Source organism: Aliiroseovarius sp. YM-037 (assembly GCF_048060095.1).
Classification (GTDB): Bacteria; Pseudomonadota; Alphaproteobacteria; order Rhodobacterales; family Rhodobacteraceae; genus JBLUOA01.
The window spans coordinates 2,011,703-2,026,451 of sequence record NZ_JBLUOA010000001.1 but is presented as its reverse complement, the minus strand read 5'-3'; the positions used below and the strand labels follow the sequence as shown (position 1 = coordinate 2,026,451).

Sequence of the window (14,749 nt, the reverse complement as noted above, 5' to 3'; positions counted from 1 at the left end):
TATCATTAATATGAAACCCAATGGTATCATGTCAAGCGAAACTCTCGCCTTGATATTTGTTCACGAATTGTTCATGTTTTCGGAATGGACGACGCAATCCAACCCGGCCAGCTTCTCGCGCGTGGCGTCAGCCGACATCTGCGGCACCATGCCTTTGTTTCGGTTGAGGAATTCGTTCCCGACCGTGGCTTGCGCGTTGACGTCATGGCGCTTGGCCCGAAGGGTGAGCTTTGGGTCGTCGAATGCAAATCCTCCCGCGCGGATTTTCAGACAGATCGCAAATGGCAGGGCTATCTTGAGTGGTGTGATCGCTATTTTTGGGCGGTCGATACAGAGTTTCCGACCGAACTGCTGCCGCACGACACCGGGCTGATTATTGCGGATGCCTATGACGCGGAGATTATCCGCATGGGGCCGGAAACAAAGCTCGCCGCGGCCCGGCGGAAAGTTCTGACGCAGAAATTCGCACGGCAAGCGGCGTGCCGGTTGCAAGGGTTCAAAGATCCGGGTGTGGCCGGGCTTATTTCAATGACAGGTGAGGAGGACGTGGAATGATAAAATATCTCTACCCGAACGGCGACTGGTGTTATCGGGCGCTGCACACTGCGCACGCGGTTTATCACGATGAAGATGGCAAGCTGATCGCGCGGGCGGAAAAGCCCGACGGCTCTGCGCTGTATGAGTTTGAGATTGTCGGATTTGAGCTGATCGAACCGGGGCAGGTTTATACCTGACGGGCAGTGCGACGGTTCAGGATTTCGCCATCGCCTCGGCCCGCTTGGCAGCGGCAAGGATTTCTTCGGCAATCTCGCGCGCTTCTTCGGGGTCGAAATCAAGCGGCAGGTCGACTCCGTTACCCTCAACGTAGATGCGCACCATTCCAAGTGTTGTCGGGCCAATCTGTAGATTGGCGGCAATATCGCTTTCGCGGTCGATGCCCATTTTTGCCTCCATCAATAGCGTCGTTCACCTAGCGCGCCGCCATGCGATTGGCAAGGTCGGCGGTTGGTTTGCCGGATTCCGGCCCGCCATCGTGCCGTCGCGGGGCGGCACTGGCGGCGTGTGTTTTGCGTTGCATAATTCGTATTGGAAACTGGCGTGCAACCCTCTTGCAATCGCGCAATAGTGGCGCTAAATCAGCCGCAGTGCCGCCTTAGCTCAGTTGGTTAGAGCGCCTGATTGTGGATCAGGAGGTCCCTGGTTCGAACCCAGGAGGTGGTACCACTCCCCAAGCCATACCTAGTTGGACGTTGCCCCTTCGATCTGGAACGTCTGGCGAATGTCACCGGTCATCCGGTCAAAGATCAGGATTTCATTGGCGTCTGTCACAACGGCATACCAATCCTGCGCCTGCGTGAATGAAACAGCGGTGGCCCCATCGGGAAGCGTGATTTCGTTGGGCAGGGGGACCGACGCGGGCTGTAGCCGGATGACAAGCAGGGCGATCACGACTACAAGGCCGACAATCATCGTGCCGGTCAGAATCGTAACGAGACGGCGCAAAAATTTCAGATTGGCCGGCAATGTGTCGTTGTCCGGTGTCGGAGCATCCATCATGGCTGACGCCTCTTCCTTATTGGTAACGGTCACGATTGCCGCAGACCCGCCTTCGCGTCTTGATAAGGCGCTTGCCCGCGATGTGCCAGAGGAAGCATCGCTAAGCCGGTCACGACTGGCAAAGCTGATCGCGGCAGGCAAGGTCGTGCGGCAGGGGCAGGTCTTGGACGACCCGAAGGCAAAGGTGGCCGAAGGCGACGAAATCACCATTGAGGTGCCGACCGCCGAGGAAAGCTATATTGCGGCGGAAGCCATCCCCTTGGATGTCGTGTTTGAAGACGAGCACCTAATCGTCGTCAACAAACCCGCCGGAATGGTGGTGCATCCGGCACCGGGCACACGCTCCGGCACGTTGGTCAACGCGCTGCTGGCGCACTGCGGCGATACGCTTTCCGGTGTGGGCGGAGAGAAGCGCCCCGGCGTCGTGCATCGGATCGACAAGGATACCTCTGGCCTGCTGGTGGTGGCGAAGTCCGACAAGGCGCATCACGGTCTGGCGGAGCAGTTCGCCGCCCACACCGTTGATCGGCACTATTATGCGGTGGTTCATGGCGTGCCCGACGCGTCCGATCCACGCTTGCGCGGCGTTCGCGGCGTGAGTTTTGAGGCAAGCAATGTCATGCGGGTGACGACCCAACTGGCGCGCCACAAGCATGATCGGCAAAAACAAGCGGTGCTGTTCAGCGGCGGGCGTCATGCGGTGACGCGGACGCGGTTGGTTGAAACCTTCGGCACGCCCGCGGTTGCTGCGCTGGTGGATTGTTGGCTTGAAACCGGGCGCACCCATCAGATCAGGGTGCATATGGCGCATACCGGGCACGGGCTGATCGGGGATCAAACCTATGGCGGGCGGCGGAAGTTATCGACTAAGGCGGTGGGCAAGGGCGCGGCGGATGCGGCGCGGGCGTTCCCTCGGCAGGCACTTCACGCCGCTACTCTCGGATTTGTGCATCCGGTCAGTGGTGAAATGCAGCGGTTTGAAGCGCCATTGCCACCCGATATGGCTGCTTTGATTGACGCGCTGCGTGGTCGCGGCGACGATGGGTAAATCCCCCTCACAACCGCGCGAAATTCGATGTCTGGGCATAGCGTATGAAACTTTTTCAATGCACAATCCGTTAATATTATACCGCACAGAATTGCGGACTTGAAACCGACAGTGACTATGACTAGCTGACACCATGTTAATCTCGTAAACATCGAGATAAGAGCAGACAGGGACGCGAAATGAGCAATTATACACAACTTCCAGCACCCTCCCCGGAACAGGGCCTGAATCGCTATCTTCAGGAGATCCGGAAGTTCCCGCTATTGGAGCCGGAAGAAGAATACATGCTCGCCAAACGCTGGGTCGAACACGAAGACAGCGAAGCCGCGCATCGCATGGTCACGTCGCACCTGCGTTTGGCTGCCAAGATCGCGATGGGCTATCGCGGCTACGGTCTTCCGCAGGCCGAGGTGATTTCCGAGGCGAACGTTGGTCTGATGCAGGCCGTGAAGCGGTTTGACCCGGAAAAAGGCTTCCGTCTTGCGACATATGCGATGTGGTGGATTCGCGCCTCGATCCAGGAATATATTCTGCGTAGCTGGTCGCTGGTTAAACTGGGCACAACGTCGGCCCAGAAAAAACTGTTTTTTAATCTGCGCAAAGCCAAGGCCCGCATCGGAGCGCTTGAAGATGGCGATATGCGGCCTGAAAATGTCGAGCGCATCGCGACCGACCTCAATGTGACCGAGGAAGAAGTCATCTCCATGAACCGTCGCATGTCGGGGGGTGACGCGTCGCTGAACGCCACTGTCGGCACCGAGGGCGAGGGGACGATGCAGTGGCAGGATTGGTTGGAGGACGAAGACGCCGACCAAGCCGCAGACTACGAGGCCAAGGATGAGCTTGAGGTTCGCCGCGAATTGCTTGCCGACGCGATGGACGTTCTGAACGACCGGGAAAAGAAAATCCTGACGAAGCGTCGCCTGCAGGACCAACCGCTGACGCTCGAAGAACTCTCCGGCCAGTTTGACGTTAGCCGCGAACGCATCCGTCAGATCGAAGTCCGTGCTTTTGAAAAACTGCAAAAGCGGATGCGGGATCTCGCCCGTGAAAAAGGTATTCTGGAGCGCGCCTAGAATTTCCACGTTCGTTGTGGCATCTCCGTTCGCAATCGCTGCGGACGGAGTTTTTCATGGATGAAGTGGTCAGGTGGGGTGTTCTTGGGGCCGCCAAATTCGCCCGCGAACATATGGCCCCGGCAATCCATTCCGCACGAGGGGCAGAGCTGACTGCACTCGCAACCCGGACGCCGGGCAAGGCCGAGGACTTTCAGGCGTTTTGCCCGTCGCTTCGCGTTCATGACAGCTACGATGCGCTTGTCGATGACCCGGACATTGACGCTGTCTACATTCCTCTGGCCACGCATCTGCATGTCGAATGGTCGATCCGCGCACTAAAGGCGGGAAAGCATGTTCTTTGCGAAAAGCCGATTGCGATGGCGGAGCGGGAGTTCGACGATCTGATCGCCGCGCGCGATGCCTCTGGCTGCCTTGCCGCCGAGGCTTACATGATCGTGCACCACCCCCAATGGCCACGCGTGCGTGATCTTGTTGCGGCGGGCGAGATCGGAGAGCTTCGACATATCCAAGGCTTCTTCACCTACAACAACGAATCCGATAGCGCGAATTTCCGGCAAGTCGCGGAATATGGTGGCGGGGGCGTGCGCGATATCGGCGTTTACCCCGTCGGCGCCGCACGTTTTGTCACCGGGCTGGACCCGGAAAAGATCGCCGCGCGGGTGCAATATGAAGGCGGGGTCGATACGTTCGCCGATATCAACGCGCGCTTTGGCGATGTGACCTTTAACGCCATCGTCGGGATGCGTCTGTTTCGGATGCAGGACATGGTGTTTCACGGAAGCCGCGGGCTGATCCGGCTGACGGCCCCGTTCAACCCCGGCGTATTTGCCGAAGCGCAAGTGCGCCTGCAAACCGAAGGCGGCCAAGCCCGGATCGAGCGTTTTCCGATCGGCAACCAATACCAGATGCAGGTTGAGGCGTTCTGCGCCTCAGTCCGAAACGGCGTGCCTTATCCGTGCCCGCTGGAATTCAGCCGGGGCACACAGGCGGTGCTGGACGGGATTTTCAATGCCAGCGCCTAGGGGTCAAGACGCGCCCGCAGCACGCGGAGCATGTTTTCACCCATGACCTTGCGGATTTGCGACTCTGGCAGGCCCGCGTCCAGCAAGGCTTGGGTCAGCGCCGCAAGCTCTGACGTATCGAACGCCGTGCGGACGGACCCGTCGAAATCCGACCCGAGCGATACGTGATCCTCGCCAACGACCGCAATCGCCGCCTTGATCGCCGTTGCAATCCCCGCCGGGGTTTCGTCGCATGTCACGTCCCGCCAATACCCGATGCCGATCACACCACCGGTTGCGGCGATGTCTTTCATCAGATCATCGGTGAAGTTCCGTTTCACCCGACAATGGCTGTGAAGGCCAGTGTGGCTGACCACGATTGGGATGTCGGTCATCGCAAGCACATCCCGCGCGACCTGCGGACTGGAATGCGCAACGTCGAGGATCAGCCCGCGCTCAATGACAGCGTCCACAACGCTCCGCCCGAAATCGGTCAGGCCGCGATTGCCCGTGCCGTGCAGCGAGCCGCCAAGTTCGTTGTCAAAGAAGTGCTGAAGCCCGACAAGGCGGTAGCCAGCGTCCGTCAGCTTGTCGAGGTTGGCAAGATCGCCCTCAAGCGGATGTCCGCCCTCGATCCCAAGGATCGCGCCGAGGATATCTTCGCCCGCCGCCCGACGTGTCAAAACGTCTTCAAGGTCGGTCGCATTCCGGATGATCTTGATCTGATCCGGAGCGCGGCGTTCGTAATCGTGCAGACGCTCCGCCTGATACAGTGCGCGTTCCAGCAGGCTGTCCCATGTACGCGGCGGCCAAAGCTGCGCAATCGAAAGCCGCGTGATGTTGTCGGGCGCTTCCGTCGCGTTCTGTTCGTAGTTCAGCCCCGCGGGACTTTTCGTAACCGCCGTAAAGACTTGCACGGCAACGTTGCCTTCGCGCAGGCGTGGAATATCGACCTGTCCCCGCGAACCGCGGTCCAGCAGGTCGCGGTTCCAAAGCAGGCTGTCGGCGTGCCAGTCACCGATCACAAGATCGTCGTGCAGCGCCTGCGTCGCTTCGGAGATTTCGTAAGGCGCGTGGTCAGCGACCGGGTTTAGCTGGTTTTCCAGATAGCCCGGCGCGAACCACAGGAATGCAATCAGTGCGATACCTGACACAAACAGAAATCGTCCCAGAAATTTACCGAAAGCGCGCATCTCGCCCTCCTAAACCCAGCGCGGTGGTCGTACTCATTAAAGGGTGCGGCAGTGTCCTTCGCTGCGGTATGCACCGGTTCGTCCAGAACCTGACACGCTGATCCAAGCATTTCCGCTTTGCCGTTTGATGCCCAGTCGATACTCGACCCAAAGAGACTGACGCCTTGTTGTCTGGCGCGCATACCAACCCCAAGATGCAATCAGAATGTCTTGGTTGGCACGATAGATCCTGCCGTTGTTCGTTGACCCATCGTCTTCCAGCCAGACGCTGGGTTGTACGATTTCCACTTCACCGGCTGCCTCGTTGATCTTCAGAACAAACTGCTGTGGGAACCATCCACCCGAACTCGCCAGTGATTTCATCGTGCACAGGATAGGCCGACCGTCAAAACCGGGCCCGCGGGCACTTGCGCTGGCTTGCAGTGGGGTAGCAGATGTTGTGGCGGTGGTTCCAGCGGGGGAACTTTCCTCTTTCACACAAGCGCATAGGGTCGCAAGTGCCAGCAAGGGCAGAAACTTTCTTAGCATATATCGTAGACTCCGAGTGTTATGTATTTGAAGAAGAATAATTAATCAGGTTCCACCTCTATCGCTTCCAACTCATCAATCATACTTGAAATCATGCTGAGACCCTTGTCCCAGAATTTCGGGTCCGCGGCGTCGAGCCCGAAGGGGGCGAGCAGTTCTTTGTGGTGTTTGGACCCGCCCGCTTTCAGCATGTCGAAATACTTTGCCTGAAAATCGGCGTCGCCTTCCTGGTAGACCGCGTAAAGCGCGTTCACCAACCCGTCGCCGAACGCATAGGCGTAGACGTAGAACGGCGAATGCACGAAATGCGGGATATAGGCCCAGAAAGTTTCGTAGCCGTCCATGAAGTTAAAGACCGGGCCAAGGCTTTCGGCCTGAACGCTCATCCACAGGGCATTGATGTCCTCGGGGGTCATCTCTCCTTCGGCGCGTGCGGCGTGGAGTTTACATTCGAAGTCGTAGAACGCGATCTGGCGCACGACGGTGTTGATCATATCCTCAACCTTACCGGCGAGCAGGCGCTTGCGGTCTTCTTGCGTTTCGGCGGCATCAAGCAGCGTGCGGAAGGTCAGCATTTCGCCGAACACAGACGCGGTTTCGGCCAGCGTCAGCGGGGTCGAACTCAGCAATTCACCCTGATCGGCGGCCAGCACCTGATGCACCCCATGGCCAAGTTCATGCGCCAACGTCATCACGTCACGCGGTTTGCCGAGGTAGTTCAGCATCACATAGGGATGCACGTTGGTGACGGTCGGATGCGCAAACGCGCCCGGTGCCTTGCCGGGCTTCACCCCCGCGTCGATCCAGCCCTTGTCGAAGAACGGCTGCGCAAGTTCTGCCATCTTGGGATCGAACGCGCTGTAGGCGCGGGTCACGATGTCGCGTGCCTCCTCCCACCCGATGGTTGCTTCGTGCGCAGCGGGCAGGGGCGCGTTGCGGTCCCAGACTTCCATCTTGTCAAGCCCGAGCCATTTTGCCTTCAGCGCGTAGTAGCGATGGCTGAGCTTCGGGTAGGCCGCAACGACTGCATTGCGCAGCGCCTCGACGACTTCGGATTCGACGTGGTTCGAAAGGTGGCGGCCGGTCTGCGGCGTCGGCATCTTGCGCCAGCGGTCCTCAATCTCTTTATCCTTGGCGAGCGTGTTGTGAACCCGCGCGAACAGTTTGACGTTTTCGCCAAACACACGGGCGAGCTCATGCCCAGCCGATTCGCGTTTCGCGCGGTCGCGGTCGGTTAGCAGATTCAGCGTCGATTCAAGGCTCATCTCCTCGTCGTCGATCTTGAACGTGAGGCCAGCGATCGTTTCGTCAAACAGCTTGTTCCACGCGGATGCACCGACGCTCGACTGATCGTGCAGGAACTTCTCCAACTCATCCGAAAGCTGGTGCGGCTTCATCGCTCGCATCCGGTCAAAGATCGGTTTGAACCGGGCGAGGTTCGCGTTTTCGGCATACATCGCCGCCAGCCTGTCTTCGTCCAGCCGATTGATTTCGAGCGAGAAGAACACCATCTGCGCCGTCATATCGGTGATTTTTTCCTGACAGTTCTGCAAGAATTGGGCGCGGCCCGCGTCGGTCGTGTTCTGGTAGTAGCGAAGACCCGCGAAGGACATGATGCGCCCGCCAATCAGGTCGATGGCTTCGTAGTCGTTAAGGCAGGCCAGCAACCCGGCGGCGTCGAGATCGGCCAGTTTGCCCTCGTAGGTCTTGGCGAAATCGGTGCAGGCGCTTTCCAGCCATTCCATATCCCGTTCAAGTTCCGGCGCGTCTTCAGATGCGTAAAGGTCCGACAGGTCCCATTCCGGCAACGCGCCAAGGTTGTCGTCAGAGGCGGAAGCGTTGGCATCAAAGACGGGGCGTGGGGTGGCTGGGCGCATGGGAACCTCTGGTTTGTTTGCGGTTGGATCAGAGATAGGGGCGCAGGGTAGGGGCGTGCAAGCGCGTTCCGACGAAAGCGGATTATTCGGCGGGTTGTTTTTCGGCCGGGCGGCTTGCGGCGTCGTGTTCGGAAAACAGCGCGTCGGCTTCGTTAAAGATCATCTTGCGGATTGCGGGGGTTTCCATCAGCACCTCATGCTCCGCCCCTTGGACCTTCCGAAGCGTGCCGTTGGGCCAGCAATGCATGTAACGCTCCACCGCGTCTGACACCACAATCCGTTCTTGCGAGCCAAGAAAGGTCAGCCCCGGCTGCTTCGGTGGCGGCAGCGCATGAAGTTTGCGGATTTCGGACAAGGCCGCGAACAGCCAGCGCAAGCTCGGCCCGCCAAGGGCAAGCTCCGGGTGCGCGGCAAGCTGGCGCTGCATGTAGGCATACATATCAGCGTCCGTCGTCAGCATATTGTCTTCAAACGGCGCGACAGAGACATAGGAGTCCGCCACCGATCCCGGCGTGAGGCGATGGCCCATCCCGATAAACCGGCTGAGCCATGAAAAGACCCAAGCGGCGGGCCGCTGCACATTCGACATCTGGATGCCCCACATCGGGGCTGTGAAGACGCTCGCCCGGACATCCAACCCGCGATGCAGCGCCCGAAGGCCGATACAGCCGCCCATCGAATGTCCGATCAGGAAACGCGGGCCGGGTAGATCAAGCTGATCGACCGCTTGAAGCGCCGCGTCGACGTCGTGCTGATATTCGGCGAAATCCGTCACATGGCCGGGGGCCGGGTCTTTTATCAGCCGATCTGCCAGCCCTTGCCCGCGCCAATCGATGGCTACCATCGCATAGCCGCGATCCGCCAAATCACGTGCGGCGCGGCCGTATTTTTCGATGTATTCCGTGCGCCCCGGAAACAGCAGCACAGTTCCCTTGCTGCCCTTAGCCCAGACGCCGATCCGAATACGCACCCCGTCCGCCGTGGTCAGCCACCACGCCTTGCCCCCGTCGGGTGCATCGGCAATATCGGTGAAGAGGGGCGCGTCTTCCATGGGTCAGCTCAGTAAACCGCCCAGTTTCATCGCCGCACCCATATCGCCATCAACGCTAAGTTTGCCGGTCATAAACGCGGTTGTCGGGTTCAGATCACCGTCCAGGATCGACTGGAACGTTTCGGTGTCTGCGGTCAGCGTGACGTCGGCATCATCATCGCCTTCGCGCACGCCGGAATCGTCAATGATGATTGATCCTTCATCCTCAATGACAAACTTCGCGGTTCCGTCAAATCCGCCATCAAGTTTCTGTTGCAGCGCGGCGACCGCGCCCTTCACGACTTCACTCATCTACTAGTCCTCCGATTGTGAACCCCGGACAGTGGTATTTCCCCGTGGGTGCGTTACACTAGCGCCCGTTATGAGCATTTCGGTCCACATACTCAAACCTATCGTTACGGCAGTCTTTCTGACAGTCGCGTTTTCCCTACCCGCAAGCGCGCAAGACAGCCTTGATGATCTGTTCACCCAGCTTGCAACGCCAGAGCTTGAGGCGTGGGAGCAGGTTGAGGAAAAGATCGTTGAGTCGTGGTCACGATCAGGCTCCGCATCGATGGATTTGCTGCTCAGTCGGGGGCGCGACGCGCTCGAGGAGGGTGACTCCCTTGCGGCCATCGACCACTTCAGCGCATTGACTGACCACGCACCGGATTTTGCCGAAGGCTGGCACGCCCGTGCGGCTGCCTTTTTTCAGGTCGGGGAATATGGTGCCGCGATTGACGATATACAGCGCGCACTTGCCCTGAACCCGCGCCACTTCCGCGCGATGGCGGGGTTGGGCATTATTCTTGAGGAACTGAAATACGAAACTGATGCGCTCGCCGCCTATCGCGCCGCGAACGCTATACATCCGCACCGTCCCGAAGTAGAGACCGCGATCAAACGCCTTGCCGCGCGACTCGACGGGCAAGATATCTGAAATCCCCCAAGGGACGGCGACAATGGGTGCAGAATCTCAGATCACTGCGGTGCTTGGCCCGACCAATACCGGCAAGACACACTATGCCATCGAACGGATGCTGGCGCACCGGACGGGGGTGATCGGCCTGCCGCTGCGTTTGTTGGCCCGAGAGGTTTACGACAGGATCGTGGCGCTGCGCGGCCCGTCGGTCGTGGCGCTTGTTACCGGCGAAGAACGGATCGTGCCGGCGCGGGTGCAATATTGGGTCTGCACGGTTGAGGCGATGCCAGACGGCCTCGGCGCCGATTTCCTCGCCGTCGATGAAATCCAGCTTTGCGCCGACCCGGAACGCGGCCATGTGTTCACCGACCGACTGCTGCGATCCCGTGGATTACTTGAAACGCTATTCATGGGCGCGGACACCATGAAAGGCGCGATTGCCGACCTCGTCCCCGAAGCGCAGTTCATGTATCGGGAACGGTTCTCGGAACTCACCTATGCCGGATCGAAAAAGATCAGTCGGATGCCGGGGCGCAGCGCCATCGTCGGGTTCTCGGTCGAAAACGTCTATGCGATTGCCGAACTTCTGCGCCGCCAGAAGGGTGGGGCTGCTGTCGTAATGGGGGCGCTGTCGCCAAGAACGCGAAATGCGCAGGTGGAGTTGTATCAGAACGGCGACGTAGATTATCTGGTCGCGACCGATGCCATCGGGATGGGCCTGAATCTTGACATCGATCATGTCGCGTTTTCATCTCTTACCAAATTTGACGGCCGCCGGATGCGGCCCCTTGCGCCAAATGAACTCGCGCAAATCGCTGGGCGCGCCGGGCGGCACATGAACCACGGATCGTTCGGTGTGACGGGCGAAGCGCCACCGCTTGAGGATCACGTCGCCGAAGCGATCTGCACCCACCGCTTCACGCCGATCAAGACGCTTCAATGGCGGTCGTCGCGGCTAAGTTTCGGGACAGTCGACGCGTTAATCGGCTCGCTTGAGGCGGGCACGGACGATCCACGCCTTTCGCGGGCGAGGGAGGCGGACGACCTAAACACCCTGCGCGTTCTGTCGGCCTTGCCGGATACCCGCGCCAAGCTGCGGACGGCGACTGATGTGCGCCTGCTGTGGGATGTCTGTCGTATCCCGGATTTTCGCGGTATCAGCCACGGCGAACACGCGAACCTGCTGGAGCAGATATTTGCCTATCTTCACGACCTCGGGCGCGTCCCTGACGACTGGTTCGCGCGGCAGATCAAACGGCTTGATCGCAGCGATGGTGACATCGACACGCTGTCCAAACGGCTCGCCTATATCCGAACGTGGACCTACGTGGCGCAGCGCGCCGGTTGGATAGATGACGAAAACCATTGGCGCGGGGCGACTCGCGCTGTAGAAGATCGTCTGTCAGACGCGTTGCATGAACGCCTGACACAGAGATTTGTTGACCGGCGCACGTCCGTTTTGCTGCGCCGGTTGAAGCAGAGGGAGGGCCTTGTGGCCAACGTGAACGACAAAGGTGAAGTGACTGTCGAGGACCAATTCGTCGGCCGTCTTGAGGGGTTCCGCTTCAGTCAGGACGCGGGCGCGACGGCGGACGAGGCGAAAACGCTGCGCGCCGCGGCGTTCCAGTCGCTGGCGCCCGAATTCCATCTGCGGGCGGATCGTTTCTATAACGCCCCCGACACAGAAATGGACTTTACCGAGCAGGGCGGCCTGATGTGGGGCGAGCACGCTGTCGGCAAACTCGTTGCCGGGTCCGATCCGCTGAAACCGCAAGTTGCCGCCTTTGTCGACGAAGAGGCCGGGGCCGAGATCACGGAAAAAGTGACCCGTCGTCTGCAACATTTCATTGATCGCAAGATCGCCACGCTGTTTGAACCACTGCTCGCGATGAGCAGGGATGAAGCGCTGACCGGCCTTGCGCGCGGCTTCGCGTTCCGGATGGTCGAAGGGCTGGGTATCCTGCCGCGTGACGAAGTCGCCGCCGAGGTGAAAGAGCTTGACCAGGACGCACGCGGCAGCCTGCGCAAGCATGGCATCCGCTTTGGCCAGTTCACGATTTTCATGCCGCTGTTGCTGAAACCCGCGCCGACGCGGTTGCGGCTGGTCCTTTGGTCGCTGGCACAAAACCTAAGCGAATTTCCCGAAAGCCCGCCGCCGGGCCTCGTGACGATCCCTAGCGCCACCGGTGCGCCGGAAGGCTATCACCGCATGTCCGGCTACCGCAAAGCGGGCGAACGCGCGATCCGCATCGACATGCTGGAACGTCTCGCTGATTTGCTCCGGGTCGAAGACAGCCGCGGAGGGTTTGAGGCGACACCGGATATGCTGTCGATCACCGGCATGACGCTCGATCAGTTCGCGGACCTGATGCGTGGCCTCGGCTATGCCGCTGAAAAGGGCGAGCGCACGAAGGTAAAGGCGGTCGATACTACCGTTCCAAGCGATGCAGGGCAGGCGGATACAGGCGACAAGCCCGTCATGGACAAGGCTGCCGAAGCACCCGAGGGTGGTATCGTCGAGACGCCAGAGGTGACGCCCGCCGATGATGTGCCCGCAGGCACCGAAACCATTGCCGACGAGGGCGCAGCCCCGGTCGCGGCAGAACCCAGCGACGCAGAAAAGATTGACGCCGAAATCCCCGAAACCCCTGCGGAAGAGGTTCCGACCGGAACAGCGCCCGATACAGAGGTCGCGGGGCCAGAGATGGAGGTTTTCTACACCTTCACATGGTCGCGCCCGCGTCCGAACCGGGCTGCGCCGCCCAAGGGTAAGCCGCGCGGCAAGCCGAAGGGCAAGCGCCCGCCTAAACAGCAGCAGGGCGCCAAGACCTACCAATCGGCCCCGCAGAAGAAAGACAAGATCGACCCCGATAACCCGTTCGCAGCGGCGCTGATGGGGTTGAAGGACAAGGGTTAAGTTGGCTGAGCAAACGCAAGATCCGACGATCCGCGTTGACAAATGGCTGTGGCACGCCCGCTTTTTCAAAACCCGCGGTTTGGCGACCAAGCTGGTCGCGGGCGGGTATCTTCGCATCAACTCGCGTCGTGTTTCCAAGCCCGCGCAGACTGTGGTGCCCGGTGACGTTCTGACGTTTTCGCAGGCGCGGGCGGTCCGGGTCATCAAGGTGCTTGCCATCAGTGAACGCCGCGGCCCAGCAAGCGAGGCACAGACCCTCTACGAAGATCTGTCGCCACCAAAGGACAGCGTTCCACCCGCGCCGCGCTACGAAGGAAAAGGCCGTCCAACTGGGAAAGATCGCCGCAATTCGCTCCTTTCCCGGCGGTGAGCGCTTGAATGATTGCGCGCTCTGCAATAGCTAAACGCCAGTGATACAAACCCGAGTGCCCTCATGACCTACATTGTCAATGATGCTTGCATCGCCTGCAAATACACGGATTGCGTGGAAGTCTGCCCTGTGGATTGCTTCTACGAGGGCGAGAATATGCTGGTGATCCACCCGGATGAGTGCATTGACTGCGGCGTGTGTGAACCCGAATGCCCCGCTGACGCAATCCGCCCCGATACCGAACCGGATATGGAGAAGTGGGTGGAATTCAACAGAAAATACTCCGAGCTTTGGCCGGTCATCATCACCAAGAAAGACCCGCTTCCCGATGCGGAAGAACGTGATGGCGAAGACGGCAAGCTTGAAAAATACTTCTCAGAAGCCCCCGGCGAGGGCGGCTAACGGGTGATTCGAGAAATCGGCTGAAAACGGCTGTTTTTGACGCCTAAATCACGTTAGAAACGGTGTGTATCCGCTTGTGAATTAAATACAAACGCCGCCTGCTGCGCCGCAGCACTTCCGGGGACGTCATTTTTCTGTTATACTGACCCTCGACATGACAATGCAAACGTGACCGCCATCAACCGGGTCTTCCGCCGGATGAGTGGTTAGATAGACCCAAATTTAACCGTTGTCGGTAGAACCCGTTTCTACCGCTGCGGTTTCTTACGCTGGCGGGCACCATTCTGGAAAGCAGGCAGACGATGAGTAAAAGAAAAGCAGACTTCCACCCGAACGACTACGTGGTCTATCCGGCCCACGGTGTCGGGCAGATCATTTCGATTGAAGAGCAGGAGATCGCAGGCATCTCGCTAGAGCTTTTCGTGATTTCCTTCGAGAAGGACAAGATGACCTTGCGGGTTCCCACGAACAAGGCGACCGAGGTTGGGATGCGCTCCTTGTCGTCGCCGGATGTCGTGTCAAAGGCGATGGATACGTTGAAAGGCAAGGCGAAAGTCAAACGCGCCATGTGGTCCCGCCGTGCGCAGGAATATGAACAGAAGATTAACTCCGGTGATCTGATCGCGATTGCTGAGGTCGTGCGCGACCTGCACCGCACCGACGATCAGCGGGAACAAAGCTATTCTGAGCGTCAGCTTTACGAAGCCGCGCTTGAACGCCTGACCCGCGAAGTTGCCGCCGTATCCGGCACGGACGAAGTGAACGCTGGCCGTCAGGTTGGCGACGTGCTGCTGTCCCGCGCCGCGTAAGCTGAGTTAGACGAAA

The 14,749-nt window shown here is 59.4% G+C and carries 17 protein-coding genes and 1 tRNA gene; 11 read left to right on the top strand and 7 right to left on the bottom strand.

Annotation, left to right across the window (positions count from 1 at the left end):
* The first annotated feature begins 84 nt into the window (after positions 1-84).
* Together ACEWPJ_RS09970 and ACEWPJ_RS09965 are read left to right on the top strand one after the other, a co-directional pair.
* A complete protein-coding gene (locus ACEWPJ_RS09970) occupies positions 85-555 on the top strand; it encodes an MmcB family DNA repair protein (protein WP_416512858.1) in 471 nt (156 codons plus the stop codon).
* Positions 552-734 (top strand): hypothetical protein, encoded by a 183-nt coding sequence (locus ACEWPJ_RS09965; RefSeq protein WP_416512857.1) that lies wholly within the window; start codon positions 552-554, stop codon positions 732-734. Before ACEWPJ_RS09970 ends, ACEWPJ_RS09965 begins: the two co-directional genes overlap by 4 nt.
* A gap of 16 nt (positions 735-750) precedes the next feature.
* On the opposite strand, the gene ACEWPJ_RS09960 is transcribed toward ACEWPJ_RS09965, so the two are convergent.
* The gene (locus tag ACEWPJ_RS09960; protein ID WP_416512856.1) at positions 751-942 is read right to left on the bottom strand and encodes a DUF6324 family protein; all 192 of its coding nucleotides are present in this window, start codon (positions 940-942) and stop codon (positions 751-753) included.
* Positions 943-1,147: 205 nt separating this feature from the next.
* Here ACEWPJ_RS09960 and ACEWPJ_RS09955 point away from each other — a divergent pair.
* Positions 1,148-1,224: transfer RNA gene (locus tag ACEWPJ_RS09955), tRNA-His, on the top strand.
* 15 nt (positions 1,225-1,239) lie between these two features.
* Here ACEWPJ_RS09955 and ACEWPJ_RS09950 read toward each other — a convergent pair.
* Entirely contained in the window at positions 1,240-1,557 is a 318-nt protein-coding gene (locus tag ACEWPJ_RS09950; RefSeq protein ID WP_416512855.1) for a DUF6476 family protein, read from the bottom strand.
* Between ACEWPJ_RS09950 and ACEWPJ_RS09945 the strand changes: the two genes are divergently transcribed.
* The 3 genes from ACEWPJ_RS09945 (at position 1,556) to ACEWPJ_RS09935 (ending at position 4,706) form a co-directional block, all read left to right on the top strand.
* Complete coding sequence (locus tag ACEWPJ_RS09945; protein ID WP_416512854.1) at positions 1,556-2,605, top strand: RluA family pseudouridine synthase; 1,050 nt, start codon at positions 1,556-1,558, stop codon at positions 2,603-2,605. The two genes, ACEWPJ_RS09950 and ACEWPJ_RS09945, sit on opposite strands and share 2 nt — an antisense overlap.
* 179 nt (positions 2,606-2,784) lie before the next feature.
* Positions 2,785-3,681, top strand: coding sequence for an RNA polymerase sigma factor RpoH (gene rpoH, locus ACEWPJ_RS09940; RefSeq protein WP_416512852.1), 897 nt, complete (start codon positions 2,785-2,787; stop codon positions 3,679-3,681).
* Positions 3,682-3,737: 56 nt separating this feature from the next.
* The gene (locus ACEWPJ_RS09935; RefSeq protein ID WP_416512851.1) at positions 3,738-4,706 is read left to right on the top strand and encodes a Gfo/Idh/MocA family protein; all 969 of its coding nucleotides are present in this window, start codon (positions 3,738-3,740) and stop codon (positions 4,704-4,706) included.
* Here the strand turns inward: ACEWPJ_RS09935 and ACEWPJ_RS09930 are convergent.
* The 5 genes from ACEWPJ_RS09930 to ACEWPJ_RS09910 form a co-directional block, all read right to left on the bottom strand.
* Positions 4,703-5,878: a dipeptidase gene (locus tag ACEWPJ_RS09930; protein ID WP_416512849.1), complete on the bottom strand. Its 1,176-nt coding sequence runs from the start codon at positions 5,876-5,878 to the stop codon at positions 4,703-4,705. The two genes, ACEWPJ_RS09935 and ACEWPJ_RS09930, sit on opposite strands and share 4 nt — an antisense overlap.
* Before the next feature lie 36 nt (positions 5,879-5,914).
* Positions 5,915-6,241: a hypothetical protein gene (locus tag ACEWPJ_RS09925; RefSeq protein WP_416512847.1), complete on the bottom strand. Its 327-nt coding sequence runs from the start codon at positions 6,239-6,241 to the stop codon at positions 5,915-5,917.
* 206 nt (positions 6,242-6,447) lie between these two features.
* Positions 6,448-8,283, bottom strand: coding sequence for a M3 family oligoendopeptidase (locus ACEWPJ_RS09920; protein ID WP_416512846.1), 1,836 nt, complete (start codon positions 8,281-8,283; stop codon positions 6,448-6,450).
* 82 nt (positions 8,284-8,365) lie between these two features.
* Complete coding sequence (locus tag ACEWPJ_RS09915; RefSeq protein WP_416512844.1) at positions 8,366-9,334, bottom strand: alpha/beta hydrolase; 969 nt, start codon at positions 9,332-9,334, stop codon at positions 8,366-8,368.
* Between the two features lie 3 nt (positions 9,335-9,337).
* On the bottom strand, positions 9,338-9,625 hold the full coding sequence (locus ACEWPJ_RS09910; protein ID WP_416512843.1) for an SCP2 sterol-binding domain-containing protein: 288 nt from the start codon (positions 9,623-9,625) through the stop codon (positions 9,338-9,340).
* Positions 9,626-9,695: 70 nt separating this feature from the next.
* On the opposite strand from ACEWPJ_RS09910, the gene ACEWPJ_RS09905 reads away from it, so the two are divergent.
* The 5 genes from ACEWPJ_RS09905 (at position 9,696) to ACEWPJ_RS09885 (ending at position 14,733) form a co-directional block, all read left to right on the top strand.
* The gene (locus ACEWPJ_RS09905; RefSeq protein ID WP_416512841.1) at positions 9,696-10,253 is read left to right on the top strand and encodes a tetratricopeptide repeat protein; all 558 of its coding nucleotides are present in this window, start codon (positions 9,696-9,698) and stop codon (positions 10,251-10,253) included.
* Positions 10,254-10,275: 22 nt separating this feature from the next.
* Positions 10,276-13,152: a helicase-related protein gene (locus ACEWPJ_RS09900; RefSeq protein ID WP_416512839.1), complete on the top strand. Its 2,877-nt coding sequence runs from the start codon at positions 10,276-10,278 to the stop codon at positions 13,150-13,152.
* Position 13,153: 1 nt separating this feature from the next.
* Positions 13,154-13,522, top strand: a complete 369-nt coding sequence (locus ACEWPJ_RS09895) for an RNA-binding S4 domain-containing protein (protein WP_416512838.1) — start codon at positions 13,154-13,156, stop codon at positions 13,520-13,522.
* A 63-nt stretch (positions 13,523-13,585) separates the two neighbouring features.
* Positions 13,586-13,924: a ferredoxin FdxA gene (fdxA, locus tag ACEWPJ_RS09890; RefSeq protein WP_416512836.1), complete on the top strand. Its 339-nt coding sequence runs from the start codon at positions 13,586-13,588 to the stop codon at positions 13,922-13,924.
* 302 nt (positions 13,925-14,226) lie between these two features.
* A complete protein-coding gene (locus ACEWPJ_RS09885; RefSeq protein ID WP_416512834.1) occupies positions 14,227-14,733 on the top strand; it encodes a CarD family transcriptional regulator in 507 nt (168 codons plus the stop codon).
* Positions 14,734-14,749 lie beyond the last annotated feature (16 nt).